At 70.9% G+C, this 18,306-nt stretch carries 22 protein-coding genes; 10 read left to right on the forward strand and 12 right to left on the reverse strand.

Going from position 1 to position 18,306, the window contains the following annotated elements; all coding sequences use genetic code 11:
- Positions 1-75: 75 nt before the first annotated feature.
- Genes ACFPCV_RS21955 through ACFPCV_RS21975 form a run of 5 tightly spaced genes read left to right on the forward strand, consistent with a single transcriptional unit; the run spans position 76 to position 4,727 of the window.
- Positions 76-1,032 (forward strand): ABC transporter substrate-binding protein, encoded by a 957-nt coding sequence (locus ACFPCV_RS21955; protein ID WP_378058158.1) that lies wholly within the window; start codon positions 76-78, stop codon positions 1,030-1,032.
- On the forward strand, positions 1,029-2,060 hold the full coding sequence (locus tag ACFPCV_RS21960; RefSeq protein WP_378058724.1) for a FecCD family ABC transporter permease: 1,032 nt from the start codon (positions 1,029-1,031) through the stop codon (positions 2,058-2,060). Before ACFPCV_RS21955 ends, ACFPCV_RS21960 begins: the two co-directional genes overlap by 4 nt.
- Positions 2,057-2,866, forward strand: a complete 810-nt coding sequence (locus tag ACFPCV_RS21965; protein ID WP_378058159.1) for an ABC transporter ATP-binding protein — start codon at positions 2,057-2,059, stop codon at positions 2,864-2,866. Before ACFPCV_RS21960 ends, ACFPCV_RS21965 begins: the two co-directional genes overlap by 4 nt.
- A 20-nt stretch (positions 2,867-2,886) precedes the next feature.
- Positions 2,887-3,666, forward strand: coding sequence for an SDR family oxidoreductase (locus ACFPCV_RS21970; RefSeq protein ID WP_378058160.1), 780 nt, complete (start codon positions 2,887-2,889; stop codon positions 3,664-3,666).
- Complete coding sequence (locus ACFPCV_RS21975; RefSeq protein WP_378058161.1) at positions 3,663-4,727, forward strand: NAD(P)H-dependent amine dehydrogenase family protein; 1,065 nt, start codon at positions 3,663-3,665, stop codon at positions 4,725-4,727. Before ACFPCV_RS21970 ends, ACFPCV_RS21975 begins: the two co-directional genes overlap by 4 nt.
- A gap of 82 nt (positions 4,728-4,809) precedes the next feature.
- Here the strand turns inward: ACFPCV_RS21975 and lgt are convergent, their stop codons facing one another.
- From lgt to ACFPCV_RS22005, 6 genes are all read right to left on the reverse strand, one after another.
- Positions 4,810-5,898 (reverse strand): prolipoprotein diacylglyceryl transferase, encoded by a 1,089-nt coding sequence (gene lgt, locus ACFPCV_RS21980; RefSeq protein ID WP_378058162.1) that lies wholly within the window; start codon positions 5,896-5,898, stop codon positions 4,810-4,812.
- A gap of 120 nt (positions 5,899-6,018) precedes the next feature.
- Positions 6,019-6,810 carry a tryptophan synthase subunit alpha gene (gene trpA, locus ACFPCV_RS21985; protein WP_378058163.1) on the reverse strand — a complete coding sequence of 264 codons (792 nt, stop codon included), beginning with the start codon at positions 6,808-6,810 and terminating at the stop codon, positions 6,019-6,021.
- Positions 6,807-8,054: a tryptophan synthase subunit beta gene (trpB, locus tag ACFPCV_RS21990; protein WP_378058164.1), complete on the reverse strand. Its 1,248-nt coding sequence runs from the start codon at positions 8,052-8,054 to the stop codon at positions 6,807-6,809. Before trpB ends, trpA begins: the two co-directional genes overlap by 4 nt.
- On the reverse strand, positions 8,033-8,842 hold the full coding sequence (trpC, locus tag ACFPCV_RS21995) for an indole-3-glycerol phosphate synthase TrpC (protein ID WP_378058165.1): 810 nt from the start codon (positions 8,840-8,842) through the stop codon (positions 8,033-8,035). Before trpC ends, trpB begins: the two co-directional genes overlap by 22 nt.
- A 140-nt stretch (positions 8,843-8,982) precedes the next feature.
- Positions 8,983-9,507, reverse strand: a complete 525-nt coding sequence (locus ACFPCV_RS22000) for a Trp biosynthesis-associated membrane protein (protein WP_378058166.1) — start codon at positions 9,505-9,507, stop codon at positions 8,983-8,985.
- Positions 9,500-11,041, reverse strand: coding sequence for an anthranilate synthase component I (locus tag ACFPCV_RS22005; protein WP_378058167.1), 1,542 nt, complete (start codon positions 11,039-11,041; stop codon positions 9,500-9,502). Before ACFPCV_RS22005 ends, ACFPCV_RS22000 begins: the two co-directional genes overlap by 8 nt.
- Positions 11,042-11,420: 379 nt before the next feature.
- Here ACFPCV_RS22005 and ACFPCV_RS22010 point away from each other — a divergent pair, with 379 nt between their 5' ends.
- Positions 11,421-12,029 carry a TetR/AcrR family transcriptional regulator gene (locus ACFPCV_RS22010; protein ID WP_378058168.1) on the forward strand — a complete coding sequence of 203 codons (609 nt, stop codon included), beginning with the start codon at positions 11,421-11,423 and terminating at the stop codon, positions 12,027-12,029.
- Here ACFPCV_RS22010 and hisI read toward each other — a convergent pair whose 3' ends face one another.
- Together hisI and hisF are read right to left on the reverse strand one after the other, a co-directional pair.
- Positions 12,030-12,392: a phosphoribosyl-AMP cyclohydrolase gene (hisI, locus tag ACFPCV_RS22015; protein ID WP_378058169.1), complete on the reverse strand. Its 363-nt coding sequence runs from the start codon at positions 12,390-12,392 to the stop codon at positions 12,030-12,032.
- Complete coding sequence (hisF, locus tag ACFPCV_RS22020; RefSeq protein ID WP_378058170.1) at positions 12,389-13,150, reverse strand: imidazole glycerol phosphate synthase subunit HisF; 762 nt, start codon at positions 13,148-13,150, stop codon at positions 12,389-12,391. Before hisF ends, hisI begins: the two co-directional genes overlap by 4 nt.
- Before the next feature lie 43 nt (positions 13,151-13,193).
- On the opposite strand from hisF, the gene ACFPCV_RS22025 reads away from it, so the two are divergent.
- Genes ACFPCV_RS22025 through ACFPCV_RS22040 form a run of 4 tightly spaced genes read left to right on the forward strand, consistent with a single transcriptional unit; the run spans position 13,194 to position 15,696 of the window.
- A complete protein-coding gene (locus ACFPCV_RS22025) occupies positions 13,194-13,760 on the forward strand; it encodes a TetR/AcrR family transcriptional regulator (protein ID WP_378058171.1) in 567 nt (188 codons plus the stop codon).
- A 57-nt stretch (positions 13,761-13,817) separates the two neighbouring features.
- Complete coding sequence (locus tag ACFPCV_RS22030) at positions 13,818-14,543, forward strand: ABC transporter ATP-binding protein (protein ID WP_378058172.1); 726 nt, start codon at positions 13,818-13,820, stop codon at positions 14,541-14,543.
- A complete protein-coding gene (locus ACFPCV_RS22035; RefSeq protein ID WP_378058173.1) occupies positions 14,540-15,274 on the forward strand; it encodes an ABC transporter permease in 735 nt (244 codons plus the stop codon). Before ACFPCV_RS22030 ends, ACFPCV_RS22035 begins: the two co-directional genes overlap by 4 nt.
- Before the next feature lie 44 nt (positions 15,275-15,318).
- Complete coding sequence (locus ACFPCV_RS22040) at positions 15,319-15,696, forward strand: PPOX class F420-dependent oxidoreductase (RefSeq protein WP_378058174.1); 378 nt, start codon at positions 15,319-15,321, stop codon at positions 15,694-15,696.
- On the opposite strand, the gene priA is transcribed toward ACFPCV_RS22040, so the two are convergent.
- The 4 genes from priA to ACFPCV_RS22060 are packed head-to-tail and all read right to left on the reverse strand — an operon-like array spanning position 15,683 to position 18,289.
- Positions 15,683-16,414 carry a bifunctional 1-(5-phosphoribosyl)-5-((5-phosphoribosylamino)methylideneamino)imidazole-4-carboxamide isomerase/phosphoribosylanthranilate isomerase PriA gene (gene priA, locus ACFPCV_RS22045; protein WP_378058175.1) on the reverse strand — a complete coding sequence of 244 codons (732 nt, stop codon included), beginning with the start codon at positions 16,412-16,414 and terminating at the stop codon, positions 15,683-15,685. The two genes, ACFPCV_RS22040 and priA, sit on opposite strands and share 14 nt — an antisense overlap.
- Before the next feature lie 14 nt (positions 16,415-16,428).
- A complete protein-coding gene (gene hisH / locus ACFPCV_RS22050; RefSeq protein WP_378058176.1) occupies positions 16,429-17,058 on the reverse strand; it encodes an imidazole glycerol phosphate synthase subunit HisH in 630 nt (209 codons plus the stop codon).
- Between the two features lie 9 nt (positions 17,059-17,067).
- Positions 17,068-17,718 carry a fibronectin type III domain-containing protein gene (locus ACFPCV_RS22055; RefSeq protein WP_378058177.1) on the reverse strand — a complete coding sequence of 217 codons (651 nt, stop codon included), beginning with the start codon at positions 17,716-17,718 and terminating at the stop codon, positions 17,068-17,070.
- Positions 17,693-18,289 (reverse strand): hypothetical protein, encoded by a 597-nt coding sequence (locus ACFPCV_RS22060; protein WP_378058178.1) that lies wholly within the window; start codon positions 18,287-18,289, stop codon positions 17,693-17,695. Before ACFPCV_RS22060 ends, ACFPCV_RS22055 begins: the two co-directional genes overlap by 26 nt.
- Positions 18,290-18,306: the final 17 nt, after the last annotated feature.

Raw genomic sequence — 18,306 nt, forward strand, 5'->3', positions numbered from 1 at the left:
CCCGGTGCAGGGACGCGGCGTCCCGGGGCTCCCGGGTCGCGCCCGTGCGCCGGGCCGAAGACCCGAGGTGGTCCGTTGTCCTCCACCGTCAGGCGCCTCACGGCGCTGACCGTCGCCGGTGCGCTGCTCGTCGCCGGGTGCGCCAACCGTGACCAGCCCTCCGACCAGCCGCCCGGTGACTCGGTCGACGCCACCAGCGAGGCGTTCCCCGTCACGGTCTCCGCACCGGGTGGTGAGCCGGTCACCATCGAGCGGCGGCCGGCGCGCATCGTGTCGCTGTCGGCGAGCAACACCGAGACGCTGTTCGCGGTCGGCGCCGGTGAGCAGGTCGTGGCCGTGGACGACCAGTCCGACTACCCCGCCGACGCACCCAGGACCGACCTGTCCGGGCTCACCCCGAACATCGAGGCGATCTCCGAGTACGACCCCGACCTCGTGGTGATCTCCGACGACGCCGAGAACCTGGTCCAGTCCCTGCAGGCGATCGACGTGCCGGTGCTCGCGGTGCCCGCCGCGCAGACGCTGGAGGACGTGTACGTGGGCATGGAAGCCATCGGCAAGGCCACCGGTCACGCCGACGAGGCCGCCGACCTGGTGGAGCGGACCAGGTCCGAGCTGGACAAGATCGTCGCCGACACGCCGAAGCCCGCGACGGCGCTCACCTACTACCACGAGCTGGACACCACGCTGTACAGCGCGACGTCGAAGACGTTCATCGGGCAGGTCTACGACCTGTTCGGGCTGACCAACATCGCCGACGCGGCCGACGTGGACGCGGGCGGCTACCCGCAGCTGTCGAACGAGGCGATCCTGCAGGCCGACCCGGACCTGATCTTCCTCGCGGACGTGCAGTGCTGCGGCCAGAACGCGGGCACCGTCGCCGCGCGGCCGGGCTGGAACACGCTGAAGGCAGTGCGGAACGGCAACGTCGTCGAGTTGGACGACGACCTGGCCTCCCGCTGGGGGCCCCGCGTCGTCGACATGGCCAGGTCCGTGGCCGACGCCGTGACCAAGGCCGGCGAGCAGAACTGACCGCGACCCCCACCCGCCTCCGCCCTGGCGTGCTCGCCGTGGCGGTGGTGGGGCTGGTCGCCGTCGTGTCGGTCTCCACGCTGCTCGGCGCCGCCAACCTGGGCTGGACCCGGGTGGTGCAGGAGGTGTGGGCACAGCTCACCGGCGGCACGTCCCCGCTGTCGGCGACCGAGGCGGCGATCGTGTGGGAGGTGCGGTTCCCCCGCGTCGTGCTGGCCGGGCTGGTCGGCGCGGCGCTCGCCGTGTCCGGTGCCGCGTTCCAGGGCGTGTTCCGCAACCCGCTCGCCGACCCGTACCTGCTCGGTGCGGCCGCGGGTGCCGGGATGGCGGCGACGATCGTGGTGGTCGCCGCGCCGCAGACGGCAGGCTGGGTGATCGGCCCGCTGCCGATCGCCGCGTTCGCCGGGGCCATCGGCGGGGTGTCGCTGACGTGGATGCTCGGCCGGTCCGCGGGTGGTGGCACCGCCGTCCTGTTGCTGGCGGGGGTCGCGGTCGCGTCGTTCCTGACCGCGGTGCAAACGTTCGCGCAGCAGCTGAACACCGACACCATCAAGCAGGTCTACACCTGGATGCTCGGTGGCCTGAACACCTCCGGCTGGCGCGAGGTGCTGGTGACGCTGCCCTACATCGTGCTGGCCGCGACCGTGCTGTGCCTGTGCGGGCGACTGCTCGACGTGCTGGCGGTCGGCGACGACGAGGCCGCGTCGCTCGGCATCAACCCGGGACGGGTGCGGGTGGTGGTGCTGCTGTCGGCGTCGCTCGCGACCGCGGCCGCCGTGTCGGTCAGCGGGCTGATCGGGTTCGTGGGGATCGTGGTGCCGCACGTGGTGCGTCTGCTGGCCGGGGCGAGCTACCGGGTGGTGGTGCCGCTGTCGCTCGCGGGCGGGGCGATGTTCCTGATCGTCGCCGACCACATCGCGCGGACCGCGTTCGCGCCTGCCGAGCTGCCGATCGGCGTGATCACGGCGTTCACCGGCGCGCCGTTCTTCCTGCTGGTGCTGCGGATGAACCGGAGCCAGCTGCGATGACCGCTCTGTCGCTGCGCGCGGTCAGCGCCCGCCACGGCACCAAGGTGGTGGCCGCGGACGTCGACGTGACGCTGGAGAAGGGCGGCTGGCTCGCCATCATCGGCCCGAACGGGGCCGGGAAGTCGTCGCTGCTCAAGGCGATCGTCGGCATCGTGCACCACGACGGCGAGATCCTCGTCGACGACGCGCCGACCTCGGCGCTGTCGAACCGCGAACGCGCGCGGGCGATCGCGTACGCGCCGCAGACCCCGCAGCTGCCGGACCGGCTGACGGTGACGGACTACGTGCTGCTCGGCCGCACCCCGCACCTGTCGCCGCTGGCGCGGGAGCGCAAGTCGGACCTGGCGGTGGTGTCGCAGGTGCTGGAGCGCCTCGACCTCGGCCCGCTGGCGACGCGTGCGCTGCAGACCCTGTCGGGTGGCGAGCGGCAGCGTGCGGTGCTGGCGCGCGTGCTGGCGCAGGAGGCGGGCCTGCTGCTGCTGGACGAGCCGACGACCGGGCTGGACATCGGGCACGCGCAGGCGCTGCTCGACCTGATCGACCGCCTGCGCCACGAGGAGGGCGCGACGGTCGTCAGCACGCTGCACGACCTGACCCTCTCGGCGCAGTACGCGACGCAGCTGTTGTTGCTGGACAAGGGGAACGTGGTCGCGACGGGGTCGCCGGCGGAGGTCATCACCCGCGACACGATCGCCCGCCACTACGACGCCCGCGTGCAGGTGCTGACCACGGAGGACGGTCAGCTGGTCGTGGCCCCCACCAGGTCCCCGGACCGCGCCGAGCAGCTCACCCCGGACAACAACTAGAACGTGTTACAGTTCCATCCGTGATCCTCGACCGGTTCCGGGTTGCCGACCAGGTGGCCGTCGTGACCGGGGCGGGACGCGGGATCGGGGCCGCGACCGCGGTGGCGCTCGCCGAGGCGGGCGCCGACGTGGTGCTCTCCGCACGCACCGCCGGTGACCTCGACGAGGTGGCCGAACGGGTGACCGCCACGGGACGACGCGCGCGGGTCGTGCCGGCCGATCTGTCCGACGTGGACGCGGCGGCCGGGCTGGCGCGGATCGCGCACGAGACGTTCGGGCGCCTGGACATCGTGGTCAACAACGTCGGCGGCACCTACCCGCGCCCGTTCCCCGACACCGGCACCGACTTCCTCGAGCAGGCCTTCCACTTCAACGTGTCCACGGCGCACGCGCTGACCCGCGCGGCCGTGCCGCTCATGACCTCGGGCGCGGTCGTCAACATCTCCTCGATCATGGGCCGGGTCGCCGGGCGTGGCTACCTCGCCTACGGCACCGCCAAGGCCGCCCTCTCCCACTACACGAGGCTGGCCGCCTCCGACCTCGCGCCGAGGGTGCGGGTCAACGCGATCGCGGTCGGCTCGGTCGCGACGTCGGCGCTGGACGTCGTACTGACGAACGACGAGTTGCGCGAGAAGATGACGCGGGTGACACCGTTGCGGCGCATCGGCTCGGCCGATGAGATCGCCGCGACCGTGTTGTTCCTCGTGTCCGCCGCGGGCGGCTACCTGACCGGCAAGGTGCTCGAGGTCGACGGCGGCCTCCAGCAACCGAACCTCGACCTGGGATTGCCTGACCTATGAGAGTCGTGCAGTGGAGTACCGGCAACGTCGGCCGTCACGCGCTGGCCGGCATCGCCGCACACCCGGAGCTGGAGCTGACGGGTGTCTGGGTTTCCACACCGGACAAGGCGGGCCGCGACGCCGGTGAGCTGGCGGGGCTGCACCGCACGCTGGGCGTCGCCGCGACCACCGACGCGGACGCCCTGATCGCCACCCGACCGGACTGCGTCGTGTACACGGCGATGGCCGACGACCGCCTGAACGAGGCACTGGCCGACCTCACGCGGTTCCTGCGGGCCGGTGTGAACGTCGTGGCGAGCGGGCCCGTGTTCCTGCAGTACCCACACGGCGTGGTGCCCGAGGACCTGGTGGCGCCGATCCACGCGGCCGCGGCCGAGGGCGGCGCGTCGCTGTGGGTGAACGGCATCGACCCCGGGTTCGCGAACGACTGGCTGCCGCTGGTGCTGACGTCGGTGTGCGAGCGCATCGACCAGGTGCGCTGCCTGGAGATCCTCGACTACGGGACCTACGACAACGCCAAGATCCTGTTCGACATCATGGGTTTCGGCCGCCCGCTCGACGACACCCCGACGCTGCTGCTGCCCGGTGTGCTGTCGCTGGCGTGGGGCAGCGTGGTGCGCCAGCTGGCGGCGGGGCTCGGTGTGCCGCTCGACCGCGTGGAGGAGTCGGCGACCCGGCTGCCCGCACCGCACCGGATCGAGGTGCCCGCCGGGGTGATCGAGGAGGGCACGGCGGCCGCACTGCGGTTCGAGGTGCGGGGCATGGTGGGCGACCGCGCGGTGTGCGTGCTGGAGCACGTGACGCGCCTGCACCGGGACCTCGCCCCCGACTGGCCGAGGATGTCCGGGCAGGGCGGCTACCGGGTGCAGGTCACCGGCGAACCGAACTACACGCTGGACCTGCACATCGAGGCCACCGACGGCGACCACAACACCGGCGGCCTGAAGGCGACGGCGATGCGCCTGGTGAACGCGGTCCCGGCCGTCGTGGCGGCGAAACCCGGCCTGCTGACGGCGTTGGACCTGCCACTGATCACCGGCAAGGGCCTGGTCGCCCGCTGACCCCCTCGCGGAGCCGCCGCCCTGAAAGACGCTTTCGAGACGCTCAACGTCCCGAAAGCGTCTTTCAGGGCAGGTCGGTGGTCTAGCTGTCCGACTTCGTCGAGGCGTCCGCCTTCTTCTCGGGCTCCCCGCCGGTCTCGTCCGCCTTCTCCCGCTCGGCGTCGTCGTCGGCGGGGTCCGGCTCGGCCTCGGAGTCCGCGTCCCCGTCGCTGTCCGCATCACGGTCCGCATCGGTGTCCGGCTTCGCCTCGTCGTCCGGTTCGTCCTCCGGAGGCGCGTCCTTGCCGCGCAGGCTCGCCGGATCCTCCCGCTCACCACGGGACCGCGCCAGCACGAAGTACACGGCGGCGCCGACGAACACGAGGATCGACACCCAGACGTTGATCCGCACCCCGAACACCTGCGTCGCCTGGTCGGTGCGCATCAGCTCGATCCAGGTGCGGCCCAGCGTGTAGCCCATGACGTACACGGCGAACGCACGGCCGTGGCCGAGCCGGTACTTGCGGTCGACCCACACGACGAGCGCGGCGACGAGCACGTTCCAGATCAGCTCGTACAGGAACGTCGGGTGCACCGGACTGCCGTTGGTCGCGATGTGGTTGACCGCGACGCCGTTGAGGTTGTCGACGTTGCCGAGCGCGTCTTCCCGCCGGTACAGCTCAAGGCCCCACGGCAGGTCGGTCGGCGCGCCGTACAACTCCTGGTTGAAGTAGTTGCCGAGGCGGCCGATGGCCTGCGCTGCGACGATGCCCGGTGCGATGGCGTCCGCGTACGCGGGCAGCGGCACCCCCTTGACGCGGCAGCCGATCCACGCACCGACGGCACCGAACGCGATGGCCCCCCAGATGCCGAGGCCGCCGTCCCAGATCTTCAGCGCGTTCAGCGGGTTGTTGCCCTCGCCGAAGTACAGGTGCCAGTCGGTGGCCACGTGGTACAGGCGGCCGCCGACGAGGCCGAACGGCACCGCGAACACCGCGATGTCGATGACCGTCCCCGCGGTGCCACCTCGGGCGATCCACCGCCGCTCGCCCCACCAGATCGCCAGGATGATGCCTGCGATGATGCAGAGGGCGTACGCACGGATGGGGATGGGCCCGATCTCCCACACGCCCCGGTCCGGGCTCGGGATGTTGGCCAGGATGACACTGGACGCCACAGTCACGCGCGTCACCGTAACGGGCGACGTGTGTGGTGGACGCATCAGGTCCGGAAATCGCGCCGTGGCCGCCGGTTCCGTGAGCTGGTGGGTCAGCCCGCGAACGCGTGCCGTCCGCTCCGAGCGCCCGTTCCCCTAGCTCGTGACGAGCCCTCGGCGCACGCCTTCCGCCAGCTCAGCGGCCAGTTCCTGCACGGAAGCGACGCCGTCCGCGGCCCGGGACACGAAGGCGGAGCCCACGATGACGGCGTCCGCGAAGCCCGCCACCTCGGCGGCCTGGTCGCCCGACCGCACGCCGATCCCGACACCGATCGGCACCGACGTGTGCGCCCGCGCCCGCGCCACCAGTCCCGCGGCGTCCGCGCTCACCGCGTCGCGGGCGCCGGTGACGCCCATGACCGCGGCCGCGTACAGGAACCCGGTGGTGGCGGCGGTGGTCAGCGCCATCCGCTCCTCGGTGGTGGACGGCGCGACGAGGAAGGTCCGGTCGAGACCGTGGGCCTCCGACGCGGCCAGCCAGTCCTCCGCCTCGTCCGGCACCAGGTCCGGGGTGATCAGACCGAGTCCGCCGGCCGCCGCGAAGTCGCGGGCGAACCGGTCGACGCCGTAGCGGAACACCGGGTTCCAGTACGTCATCACGACGGCCTTGCCGCCCGCGGCCGACACCTGCTCGACGACCGTGAACACGTCCCGCAGCCGGAAGCCGCCCGACAGCGCGGCGTTCGCCGCGGCCTGGATCGTGGGGCCGTCCATCACCGGATCGGAGTACGGCACCCCGATCTCGACCAGGTCGCAGCCCGCGTCGATCATGCCCTTGAGCAGGTCGGCCGAGCCGGGCACGGTCGGGTAGCCGGCGGGGAGGTAACCGATGAGCGCGGCCCGGCCCTGTGCCTTCGCCGCCTCGATCGTGGCGGTGACGGTGCTCATGACGTGAAGCCGAAGTACGCCGCCGCGGTGTCCATGTCCTTGTCCCCTCGCCCGGACAGGCACACCACGATGAGCCCGTCCGGTCCCAGTTCCCGGCCCAGCTTCAGCGTGCCCGCCAGCGCGTGCGCGGACTCGATCGCCGGGATGATGCCCTCGGTGCGCGACAGCAACTGGAACGCGTCCATGGCCTCGGCGTCGGTGACCGAGCGGTACTCGGCGCGGCCGGTGTCCTTGAGCCACGCGTGCTCCGGGCCGACGCCCGGGTAGTCGAGGCCCGCGGAGATCGAGTACGCCTCGATGGTCTGACCGTCCTCGTCCTGCAGCAGGTAGGACATGGCGCCGTGCAGCATGCCTGGCGTGCCCTCGGACAGCGTCGCGCCGTGCTCGCCGGAGTCGATGCCGTGGCCGCCGGGTTCGAACCCGACCAGGCGGACGTCCGCGTCGTCGATGAAGCCGTGGAAGACGCCGATGGCGTTGGACCCGCCGCCGACACACGCCGTGACCGCGTCCGGCAGCCTGCCCGCCTTCTCCAGGATCTGCTCGCGCGCCTCCTGGCCGATGACCTTGTGGAAGTTGCGCACCATCATCGGGAACGGGTGCCCGCCCGCGGCGGTCCCGAGCAGGTAATGCGTGGTGTCGACGTTCGCGACCCAGTCCCGCAGCGCCTCGTTGATGGCGTCCTTGAGCGTGCGGGAGCCGGTGGTCACCGGGATGACCTCGGCGCCCAGCAGGCGCATGCGGGCCACGTTCAGCGCCTGCCGCTGCGTGTCGACCTCGCCCATGTAGACCACGCAGTCGAGGCCCATGAGTGCGCACGCGGTGGCGGTCGCGACGCCGTGCTGGCCGGCGCCGGTCTCGGCGATGACCCGCTTCTTGCCCATCCGCTTGGTGAGCAACGCCTGACCGAGCACGTTGTTGATCTTGTGTGAGCCGGTGTGGTTGAGGTCCTCGCGCTTGAGGAAGACCCGTGCGCCACCGGCGTGCTCCGCGAACCGCGGCGCCTCCGTGAGCAGCGAGGGACGGCCGGCGTAGTCGCGGAGCAGGCGGTTGAACTCGTCGACGAAGTCGGGGTCGAGCCGCGCCTTCTCGTAGACGGCGGTCAGCTCGTCCATCGCCGCGATCAGGGCCTCGGGCAGGAACCGGCCGCCGTAGGGCCCGAAATGGCCCCGCTCGTCCGGATCGTGCTGTGTTGCCTCGGTCGCCGCGCTCCTCCGCTCCCTGGTCACCGGCTCGGCCTCGGGCACGCGGGGTGCGACCCCGCGGTCACCAGCTGGACCAGCGCCGCCTTCGGGTCGGGTGCCGCCACCAGACTCTCGCCGACGAGCACCGCGTCGGCGCCCGCGCCCGCGTGGGTCATCAGGTCGCCGGGACCGCGGATGCCGGACTCGGCGATCTTGACTGTCTCGAACGGCAGCCCCGGCGCGAGCCTGCCGAACGCCTCGCGGTCGACCTCGAGGGTGTGCAGGTCACGGGCGTTGATGCCGACCACGGACGCGCCCGCCTCGAGCGCACGGTCGGCCTCCTCGGCCGTGTGCACCTCGACCAGCGCGGTCATACCGAGCGACTCGACCCGGTCGAGCAGTGAAACCAGCGCGTTCTGCTCCAGCGCGGCAACGATCAGCAGCACGATGTCCGCGCCGTGCATGCGCGCCTCGTGCACCTGGTAGGGCGTGACGACGAAGTCCTTGCGCAGCAACGGGATGTCGACGGCGGCGCGCACCGCGTCGAAGTCGGCCAGCGAGCCGCCGAACCGACGCTGCTCGGTGAGCACGCTGATGACGCGGGCCCCCGCGTCGGCGTAGTCCTTGGCGAGCGCGGCAGGCTCCGGGATGTTCGCCAGGTCGCCCTTGGAGGGACTGCGGCGCTTGATCTCCGCGATGACGCCGATGTCCGAGGCGCGGAGCGCGGAGACGGCGTCCCTCGGCGGCGCTGCCTTGGTTGCGCGTTCCTTCACGACATCGAACGGCAGCGCGGCCTCGCGGACCGCGAGGTCCGCCCGCACGCCTTCGATGATTGATTCGAGGACGCTCACTGGCCACACTCGCCGGCGCTCGTCGGTCCCGGCTGTGGTGCGGCCGACTCCGATGTACCGCTCGTGCTATCCGTCACCAGCCATGCCCCTTCCCGCTTAAGGGATGCTAACCCCGTGCCGTCGCGGCACTTTCCACGGGTTCACGTTCGTGGTCCGTCCGCCGTCGGATCCTCGCCGTCCGACAGGCCATCCCACATGTCCTTGTCGAGATCGCCGGAACGTCGGGCGGCGTTAGCGCGCTCGTGACGGGCGCCCATCGTGGGCAGCGTCGCGGCGTACCGCACGATCAGCACGCCGGCCGCCAGGAACAGCAGCCCGCCGAGCAGAGCGAGACCACGGCCGGTGAGCAGGTCGAAGGCACCTTCGGTGCGGAACCCCTGCCAGCACACCCAGCCGCCCGCGACGACGATGACGGCGCCGAGCAGGCGGCGCATCCATCCGCTGACGGCGAACACGCCCGCGAGCGAGGCGAGCCCGAGCCAGGCGACCGCGGTGAAGCTGGGCGAGCCGGGTGCCATGACCACACCGGGGTTCAGGAGGACCGGGCCCCGCGGTTCCGGCGGAGAGGTCCCGGCGAGGTGCCAACTGACGCCGTTCGCACCCCACAGCGCGGCCGCGGCGCCGAGCAACAGCACCGCGATGATCCACAGTGGACGCTTAGCCATCGGCCGCTGGGCGCATGGTCTGGGCGGTGGCGATGGCCGCGAGCACCGCGCCCGCCTTGTTGACGCACTCGTCGTCCTCGGCGACCGGGTTCGAGTCGGCCACGATCCCGCCCCCCGCCTGCACGTACGCGGTGCCGTCCCGCATCAGGGCGGTGCGGATGGCGATGGCGGTGTCGGCGTCACCAGCGAAGTCGAGGTAGCCGACGACGCCGCCGTAGAGCCCGCGCCGGGTCGGCTCCAGCTCCTCGATCAGCTCCATCGCCCTCGGTTTCGGCGCCCCGGAGAGCGTCCCGGCGGGGAAGCAGGCCGCTACGGCGTCGTAGGCAGTCCTCCCGTCGGCGAGCTGCCCGGTCACGGTCGAGACGATGTGCATGACGTGGCTGTACCGCTCGACCCGGAAGAAGTCCACGACGTGCACCGACCCCGGTTCGCACACCCGTCCGAGGTCGTTGCGCCCGAGGTCGACGAGCATGACGTGCTCGGCCCGCTCCTTCTCGTCGGCGAGCAGGTCCTTCTCCAGCAGCGCGTCTTCCTCGGGGTCCGCACCCCGCCACCGAGTACCCGCGATCGGGTGAGTGGTGGCCTGCCCGTCGCGCACAGTCACCAACGACTCGGGACTGGACCCGACGATGTCGAACCCGTCGAGCCGCAGCAGGTACATGTAGGGGCTGGGGTTGGTGGCCCGGAGCACCCGGTAGACGTCGAGCGGGTCGGCGTCGGTGGTTATCTCGAACCGCTGCGAGAGGACGACCTGAAAAGCCTCCCCCGCCCGGATCGCGGCCTTGGCGACCTCGACGGCGGCGGTGTGCTCGGCCTGCGACCGCCGCCGCACGTACTCCGGCTTGGGCCGCTCGTAGACGGCGGCGGTCGGCGGCGCGGGCGTCTGCAGACCCCGGGTCATCCCGTCGAGGTTCCGCACCGCCGCGTCGTAGGCGGCGTCCACCCGCTCAGGGCTGTCGTCCCAGTTCACGGCGTTGGAGATGAGGGTGATGGTCCCCTCGTGGTGATCGAGCGCGGCCAGGTCCGTCGCGAGCAGCATCACGAGTTCCGGCAGGTGCAGGTCGTCGACTGTGAGCTCGGGAAGCCGCTCAAGCCGGCGAACGGCGTCGTACCCGATGAACCCGACCATGCCCCCGGTCAGCGGCGGAAGACCGGGCAGCGGGTCGGTGTGGAGCCGCTGGATGGTCTCCCTGAGCGCGGCCATCGGGTCCCCGCCCGCGGGCAGCCCGACCGGCGGCGTCCCGGTCCAGACGGCTTCCCCGTCACGCTCGGTCAACGCCGCCGCGCTACGCACCCCGACGAACGACCAACGCGACCAGGACCGCCCGTTCTCCGCCGACTCGAAGAGAAAGGTCCCCGCCCGCCCCGCGGCAAGCTTCCGGTACACCCCGACGGGCGTCTCCGCGTCGGCGAGCACCCGCTTGACCACGGGAATGACCCGGCGCCCGGCTGCAAGCCGGTGGAACTCCTCCCGGGTGGGACTGACCACCCCGAGCCCGACAGCAGGAGCGGCGGCTTCGATCACACTGACCATGCCAGCCATTCTGCCCGCCTCCCCGCCCCCCGGGCCCGGTGGCTCAGTCCGGGGCGCCACAAGGCAGCCAACCGAACTGCGGCAGCCCGAACAGGCCCACGACAGAACGAGTGACAGTCGGCCAGCGTGGTGGCGCTGGCAAGTAGCGGCGGGAGCCAACCGCGCGTGCTCGGGAGCGATGTCGCGAAACGAGAACTCGCGGGTCCCGAACGGGGAACTCGCGGGTCCCGAACCGGGGACTCGCCGGTTCCGAACGCGGGACTCGCGGGTTCTGAACCGGGGACTCGCGGGGTAGCGTGGATTTGGGGGGCCGGAGGCCAGGCCGGCGTGGAATTCACTGGTTGTTGAAAAGGTTTGGTGGCTGGCGCATGATGAGGGCGTGACCGAGAAGACGACCGGGGTTCGGCGGCGGGGGCGGCGGCCCGGTGGGGCGGACACTCGGGAGGCGTTGATCAACGCCGCTCGTGAGGTGTTCATCGAGCAGGGGTATGACGGGGCCACTGTCCGGGCCATCGCGGGACGCGCCGGAGTGGACGCGGCCATGGTCAACCACTGGTTCGGCAGCAAGGAGGGCCTCTTCGGCGAGGCTGTGCTGAAGTTGCCCTTCAACCCCCAGGACATCGTCGAGATCCTCGTCGCGTCGCCGGTCGACCAGATCGGGGACACGATGGTGCGTACGTTTCTCAGCCGCTGGGACGCTTCCGGGGGTGGCGTGTTCACGGCGCTGATTCGTAGCGTCGCAAGTCACGACGAGGCTGCCGTGATGCTTCGGGACTTCTTTCTCAAGCTTGTCTTCAAGCAGGTCATCAGCCGGTTTTCGCCTGACCACCAGGAGTTGCGGGCGACCTTGATCGCCACGCAGGTCGTGGGGCTCGGGATGGTGCGGTACGTCGCGCAGTTCGAGCCGCTCGCCTCCGCCGACATCGACACGCTCGCCGCCGCCATCGCGCCCACGATTCAGCGATACATCACCGGACCCATCACCTGATCAGTCCGTCACCTGATCCGTGGCCTGGAGCAGGCGGTCCTCGTCGAAGCAGGTCGCGGCGCCGGTGTGGCACGCAGCGCCCTCCTGGTCCACCACCAGCAGCAGCGTGTCGCCGTCGCAGTCCAGCCGGACTTCGTGCACCAGCTGGGTGTGACCCGACGTCTCACCCTTGACCCACAGCTTGTTCCTGCTGCGGGAGAAGTACGTCGCGCGCCTCGTCTCCAGCGTCATGGCCAGTGCCTCGTCGTCCATCCACGCCACCATCAGCACCTCGCCGGTGCCCCGGCGTTGGACCACCGCGCAGACCAGGCCATCCTCGTTGCGTTTCAGGCGGGCCGCGATGGCCGGGTCCAATGTGGTCATCGGACGACTACTTCCGCTTCACGCAGCGCGTCTTTGACCTCGCCGACGCGCAGCTGCCCGAAGTGGAAAACGCTTGCGGCCAGCACCGCGTCCGCGCCCGCCGCGACCGCGGGGGCGAAGTGCGCGGCCTCGCCCGCGCCGCCCGACGCGATCAGCGGGACGTCCACCTCGGACCGGACCTTCCTGATCAGTTCCAGGTCGAAACCCGCCTTGGTGCCGTCCGCGTCCATGGAGTTCAGCAGGATCTCCCCCACGCCCAGTGCCTGTCCCCTGGCCGCCCATTCCACCGCGTCGATGCCCGTGCCCATGCGGCCGCCGTGCGTGGTCACCTCGAACCCGGACGGGGTGCCCTGTGCGCGCCGCGCGTCGACCGACAGCACCACGCACTGTGCGCCGAACCGTTGGGACGCCTCGGAAAGCAGCTCGGGGCGAAGGATCGCCGCGGTGTTGATCGACACCTTGTCCGCGCCCGCACGCAACAGGCGGTCCACATCGGACGTCTCGCGGACGCCGCCGCCGACCGTGAGCGGGATGAACACCTGCTCCGCGGTGCGCCGCACGACGTCGAAGGTCGTCTCGCGGTCCGAAGAGGACGCCGTGACGTCCAGGAACGTCAACTCGTCGGCGCCCTCCGCGTCATACGCGCGCGCCAGCTCCACCGGGTCGCCCGCGTCGACCAGGTTCGTGAAGTTGACGCCCTTGACGACGCGTCCGGCGTCGACGTCGAGACACGGGATCACCCGAACCGCAACTGCCATGACACCGAGGATACTGACCAGAGCCGAACCCGAAGGAGCCAACGTGGCAGGTCGCCGCCCCGGACAGACGCAGACGCGTGCGGACATCCTCGCCGCTGCCCGCAACCAGTTCGGCCAGCGCGGCTACAACGGTGCGACGATCCGCGGCATCGCGGCCGAGGCCGGGGTCAACCCCGCGCTCGTCCACCACTTCTTCGGGTCGAAGGAGCAGGTGTTCGCGGCGGCGCTGAACCTGCCGATGACCCCCTCCTCGATCGTCGACGCCATCACGCAGGGTCCCCGCGACCAGATCGGCGAGCGGATCATCCGCCTGTTCCTCGGGGTGTGGTCGGCGCCCGACTCGCGACAGACCTTCTTTGCGCTGGTCCGGTCCGTCACGAGCAACGAGCAGATCGCGTCGCTCATGCGCCAGTTCCTCGAGCACACGGTCATCGGCCCGGTGTCGGCCGCGCTCGACCTGCCGCCACTGCGGGTCACCGGTGCCGCCTCCCAGGGCATCGGCCTGGCCATGGTGCGGTACGTGATCCGGGTGGAGCCGCTCGCGTCGGCCACCGACGACGAGGTCGTCGAGCTCGTCGCGCCTGTGCTGCAGCACTACTTCACCCCTTGAGCAATACCTGCTCCCTTCGTCTTGACGGCGTCGCTCATCGCGCGCAAAATTAAACGTGTGACTAATTCCAGCGCGGTGGTCGTCGAGAACCTGCGCGTTCGCCGGGGTGCGCGCACGGTCCTGCACGACCTCAGCTTCGACGTCCCCCGCGGTTCCGTGACCGGCCTGCTCGGCCCGAGCGGCTGCGGCAAGACGACCCTGATGCGCTCGGTCGTCGGCGTGCAGACCGTCGAGTCGGGCACGGTCACCGTGCTCGACCACCCGGCCGGCAGTCCGCAGCTGCGCGACAAGATCGGCTACGCGACCCAGAGCCCGTCCGTCTACGCCGACCTGACGGTCAACGAGGCACTGCGCTACTTCGCGTCGATCCTGCGTGCGCCCGCGAACGACGTGGCCCGCGTGATCGACGAGGTCGGCCTCGGCACGCATGCCGACGACGTCGTGGGCCAGTTGTCCGGCGGCCAGCTTTCCCGGACGAGCCTGGCGGTCGCCCTCCTGGGCAAGCCGGAGCTGCTGGTGCTCGACGAGCCCACGGTCGGGCTCGACCCGGTGCTGCGCGAGGACCTGTGGGCGCTGTTCAACAGGCTCGCCGACCGGGGCGTGACGCTGCTCGTGTCCAGTCACGTGATGGACGAAGCCGCGCGCTGCCAACGCCTGCTGCTCATGCGCGAAGGCCGGATCCTCGCCGACGACACCCCGGCGGCGCTCCGCACGAGCACCGGCGCCGAGGATCTCGAACAGGCCTTCCTCAGCCTCGTGCGCGGACAGGAGACCCCCGCATGAACGTCAGGTTCACGGCGGCCACCGCGCGCCGCATCCTCACGCAACTGCGGCATGACCACCGCACCGTCGCGATGCTGATCCTGGTTCCCTCGCTCCTGTTGATCCTCCTTCGCTACGTGTTCAACACGGAGATGGCGTTCGACGCGGCCGCACCCGCACTGCTCGCCGTCTTCCCCTTCGCGATCATGTTCATCGTCACCTCGGTCACCACGCTGCGGGAGCGCACGAGCGCGACGCTCGAACGCCTGATGACGATGCCGATCGGCAAGTTCGACCTGCTGCTCGGCTATGCCATCGCGTTCGGGCTGGTCGCGATGCTCCAGGTCGGCGTCGCGACCGTGATCTCCTTGACCTGGCTGGGTATGGAGATCAACGGTTCGGTGTTGCTGCTCCTGCTGATCGCCACGCTCGACGCGCTGCTCGGGACCGCACTCGGGTTGTTCGTGAGCGCGTTCGCCCGCACCGAGTTCCAGGCGGTGCAGTTCATGCCGTTGATCGTGATGCCCCAGATCCTCCTCTGCGGGTTGTTCGCGCCGCGCGACACGATGACGCCGGTGCTCGAATGGTTGTCGAACGTGATGCCCCTATCGTATGCCGTCGAGGCGCTCGAATCAGTCACACGTTCGAATGAACTCGACGGGACATTCGTCCGCGATCTGGTGATCGTTGCCGGTAGCGGCGTTCTGGCGCTCGTGCTCGGCGCGGCCACGCTGCGCCGCCGGACCCCGTGAGCGACTGAGAGCGGTCACAGTTACCCGGAAGTAGAGTTTCCGGTATGTCTGATGTCGAGCGGCTCGGTCGCGGTTCCTACCTGCTGGTCACCACGTTCCGGAAGGACGGGACACCGGTGCCCACCCCGGTGTGGGTCGGCAGGGAGGGGGACGAGCTGCTCGTCTGGACGCAGACCACGGCGGGCAAGGTGAAGCGGGTACGGAACAACCCGACGGTGGAGCTCGCCGCCTGCGACCTGCGGGGCAAGCCGCGCGGGGAGACCGTCAAGGGCACCGCGCGGATCCTCGACGCCGAAGGCACCGAGCGGGGACGACGGGTGCTGAGGAAGAAGTACGGCATCGCGGGACGCGCGGTCATCGGGGCGAGCAAGGTCTTCCGCGGGCGCGACGGGACCGTGTGCCTCGCGATCACGCTCGACTGACGGCCGCCAGCGCCTCCGCCATCGTGAAAGCACCCGTGTACAGCGCCTTCCCGACGATCGCGCCCTCGACCGGCAGCGCGGCCAGGGCCTTGAGGTCGGCGATGCTCGACACGCCACCCGACGCCACGACCGGGGCCTTCGCCCGGTCGCAGACCTCGGCCAGGAGCGCGGTGTTCGGGCCCTGCAGCATGCCGTCACGGCCCACGTCGGTGACCACGTAGCGGGCGCAGCCGTCGGCTTCGAGGCGCGCCAGCACGGTCCACAGGTCGCCACCGTCCTCGGTCCAGCCCTTCGTCTTCACCCGCCAGACACCCTGGTCGTCGGCGCGGACGTCCAGACCGACCGCGATCTTCTCGCCGTGCCTGGCGATGACCTCCGCGCACCACGCCGGGTCGGTGACGGCCGCCGTGCCGAGGTTCACCCGCGCGCAGCCGGTGTCCAGTGCGGCGGCGAGGGAGGCGTCGTCCCGGATACCGCCGGTCAGCTCCACCCGCGCGGTCAGCCGCGACACGATGTCGGCCAGTCGTGCGCGGTTGTCACCGGTGCCGAACGCCGCGTCCAGGTCCACGAGGTGGATCCACTCCGCGCCTGCGTCCTGCCACGCCTTCGCCGCGTCGAGCGGGTCACCGTAGGCGGTCTCGGTGCCGGAGCGGCCCTGGACCAGGCGCACGGCCTTGCCGTCGCGGACATCGACTGCGGGGAAGAGCGTGAACGTCACGCCAGGAAGACTAGCTAAAGGTTCTTCAGCCAGTTGGTCAGCAGGTGCGCGCCGGCATCGCCGGACTTCTCCGGGTGGAACTGCGTCGCCGACAGCGGGCCGTTCTCCGCCGCCGCCACGAAGTCGCCGCCGTGGGTCGCCCACGTCACCTTCGGACCTGGCATCGGCGGCTGCTCGGTCAGCTCCCAGTTCCGCACCGCGTACGAATGGACGAAGTAGAAGCGGGTGTCGGCGTCGAGGCCGTCGAACAGCACCGAGTCGGCGGGCGCGCGGACGGTGTTCCAGCCCATGTGCGGCACGATGTCCGCCTCCAGCCGATCGACGGTGCCCGGCCACTCGCCGCAGCCCCGGGTCTGCACGCCGTGCTCGATGCCCTGCTCGAACAGGATCTGCATGCCGACGCACACGCCGAGCACCGGCCGGCCGCCCGCGAGGCGCTGCCCGATGATGCGCTCGCCCGCGACCGCGCGCAGCCCTTCCATGCAGGCCGCGAACGCACCGACACCGGGCACGACGAGCCCGTCGCACTCCAGCGCGGCATGGCGGTCGCTCGTCACCTCGACGTCCGCCCCGACCCGGCGCAACGCGCGCTCGGCCGACCTCAGGTTGCCTGATCCGTAGTCCAGTACGACGACTCGTGCCACGTCTCCAGGTTACGGGGTGCGCTCGCTGACCACGTTGGACATTTCCCCGAAGCGGTAGGCCCGCACCCGATAGGTGTCGGCGCTCTCGCCGAGGAGACCGACGCGGTTGACGTTCGCGTCGACGACGAACGCGACCTCGAAGGTGCCGCCGACCTCGCGTTCGACGAGGTGGCCCGTCTCGTCGGCGGCATTGTCGGTCCAGGTCAGACGCAGTGCGTCGGGGCCGACGGACTCGACGACGAGGTTCGCGGGGGCGCCGCCCCGCTTCGGCGCGGCGCGCTCGTCCGGCACCGTCCGAGGCACCAGCCAGTCCTCGCCCTCGACGCGGTCCGTGGCCGGCACCACGGTCGCGACATCGGACGTGGGTCCCTCCACCGGGCGAACGCGGTAGTAGAACGTGGTCGCCGGCATCAGGTCCGGGTGTTCGAAGCGGGTCTGGGCCCTGGGCACGAAGCCGAGGATCGTGTACCGACCGTCCGGCTCGGTGGCGAACTCGACGGCGACGTCACCCCCGTGCCCCTTCCACGTGAGGGTGACGTCGTCGCCGGTGAGCGACGCGGACAACCGGAGGCCCGTGTCGTTCGCGTCGGCGGACGAGCAGGCCGACGCGAGCACCGCGAGGCAGATCGCCGCTCTACCTGCGCCAGAAGCGAATGCCACTCCACACCACCGAGATGGGCCCCGCGCCGCTGTTGGTGCGGTAGGCGCCGAACTTGTCGTAGAAGCCGCCGGTGCCGCTCGACACCGTGTGCTTGAGCGAGCCGTTGACATAGGTCCGATGTGTGCCGCCGACATCGTGGACGGTGTTGACACGCACGGTGGTGCCGACGGTCGCGCCGGTGGCGAGCGTTGTGCCGCCGTGGACGGCGTAGAGGCGACCGCCGCGCTCCACCGCGAGCATGAAGTACGCGCCGCTGCCGGTCTCGTGGAACGTCTGCTTGAGGCTGATCCTGGTGCCGGTCTGGCTCGCGATCCGGAAGTAGCCCTCGAACTGCCGCGAGCCACCCGTGTAAGTGGCGTAGCGGCGTTCGGCGCGCTGGTCTCCGCTCGCGGTTGAGCAGGTCAGCGTGAAGGTGAGGTTGTCGACGTCGCCGCAGCCGCGCTCCTGCACCGAGAAGCCGGGCGAGTGGGAGGTCCACCCGCCCGGCTCGACCTCGGCGGCCGCCGCCGGCGTCGTGGCGAGCGTGACCACGGCCGCGGTCACGGCGCTCGCGAGCAGGTGACGCTTCATGGCGTACCCCCGATCAG

Source organism: Actinophytocola glycyrrhizae, from assembly GCF_042653545.1.
Classification (GTDB): domain Bacteria; phylum Actinomycetota; class Actinomycetes; order Mycobacteriales; family Pseudonocardiaceae; genus Actinophytocola; species Actinophytocola glycyrrhizae.

Excerpts from the sequence above, each read along its gene's own strand:
- ACFPCV_RS22035 (WP_378058173.1), top strand. The coding sequence starts at position 14,540 with ATGAACGTCAGGTTCACGGCGGCCACCGCGCGCCGCATCCTCACGCAA.
- ACFPCV_RS22005 (WP_378058167.1), bottom strand. The coding sequence starts at position 11,041 with ATGGTCAGTGTGATCGAAGCCGCCGCTCCTGCTGTCGGGCTCGGGGTG.
- ACFPCV_RS22040 (WP_378058174.1), top strand. The coding sequence starts at position 15,319 with ATGTCTGATGTCGAGCGGCTCGGTCGCGGTTCCTACCTGCTGGTCACC.
- ACFPCV_RS21965 (WP_378058159.1), top strand. The coding sequence starts at position 2,057 with ATGACCGCTCTGTCGCTGCGCGCGGTCAGCGCCCGCCACGGCACCAAG.
- ACFPCV_RS22000 (WP_378058166.1), bottom strand. The coding sequence starts at position 9,507 with ATGGCTAAGCGTCCACTGTGGATCATCGCGGTGCTGTTGCTCGGCGCC.
- ACFPCV_RS22060 (WP_378058178.1), bottom strand. The coding sequence starts at position 18,289 with ATGAAGCGTCACCTGCTCGCGAGCGCCGTGACCGCGGCCGTGGTCACG.
- ACFPCV_RS21975 (WP_378058161.1), top strand. The coding sequence starts at position 3,663 with ATGAGAGTCGTGCAGTGGAGTACCGGCAACGTCGGCCGTCACGCGCTG.
- hisI (WP_378058169.1), bottom strand. The coding sequence starts at position 12,392 with ATGACCACATTGGACCCGGCCATCGCGGCCCGCCTGAAACGCAACGAG.
- hisF (WP_378058170.1), bottom strand. The coding sequence starts at position 13,150 with ATGGCAGTTGCGGTTCGGGTGATCCCGTGTCTCGACGTCGACGCCGGA.
- trpA (WP_378058163.1), bottom strand. The coding sequence starts at position 6,810 with ATGAGCACCGTCACCGCCACGATCGAGGCGGCGAAGGCACAGGGCCGG.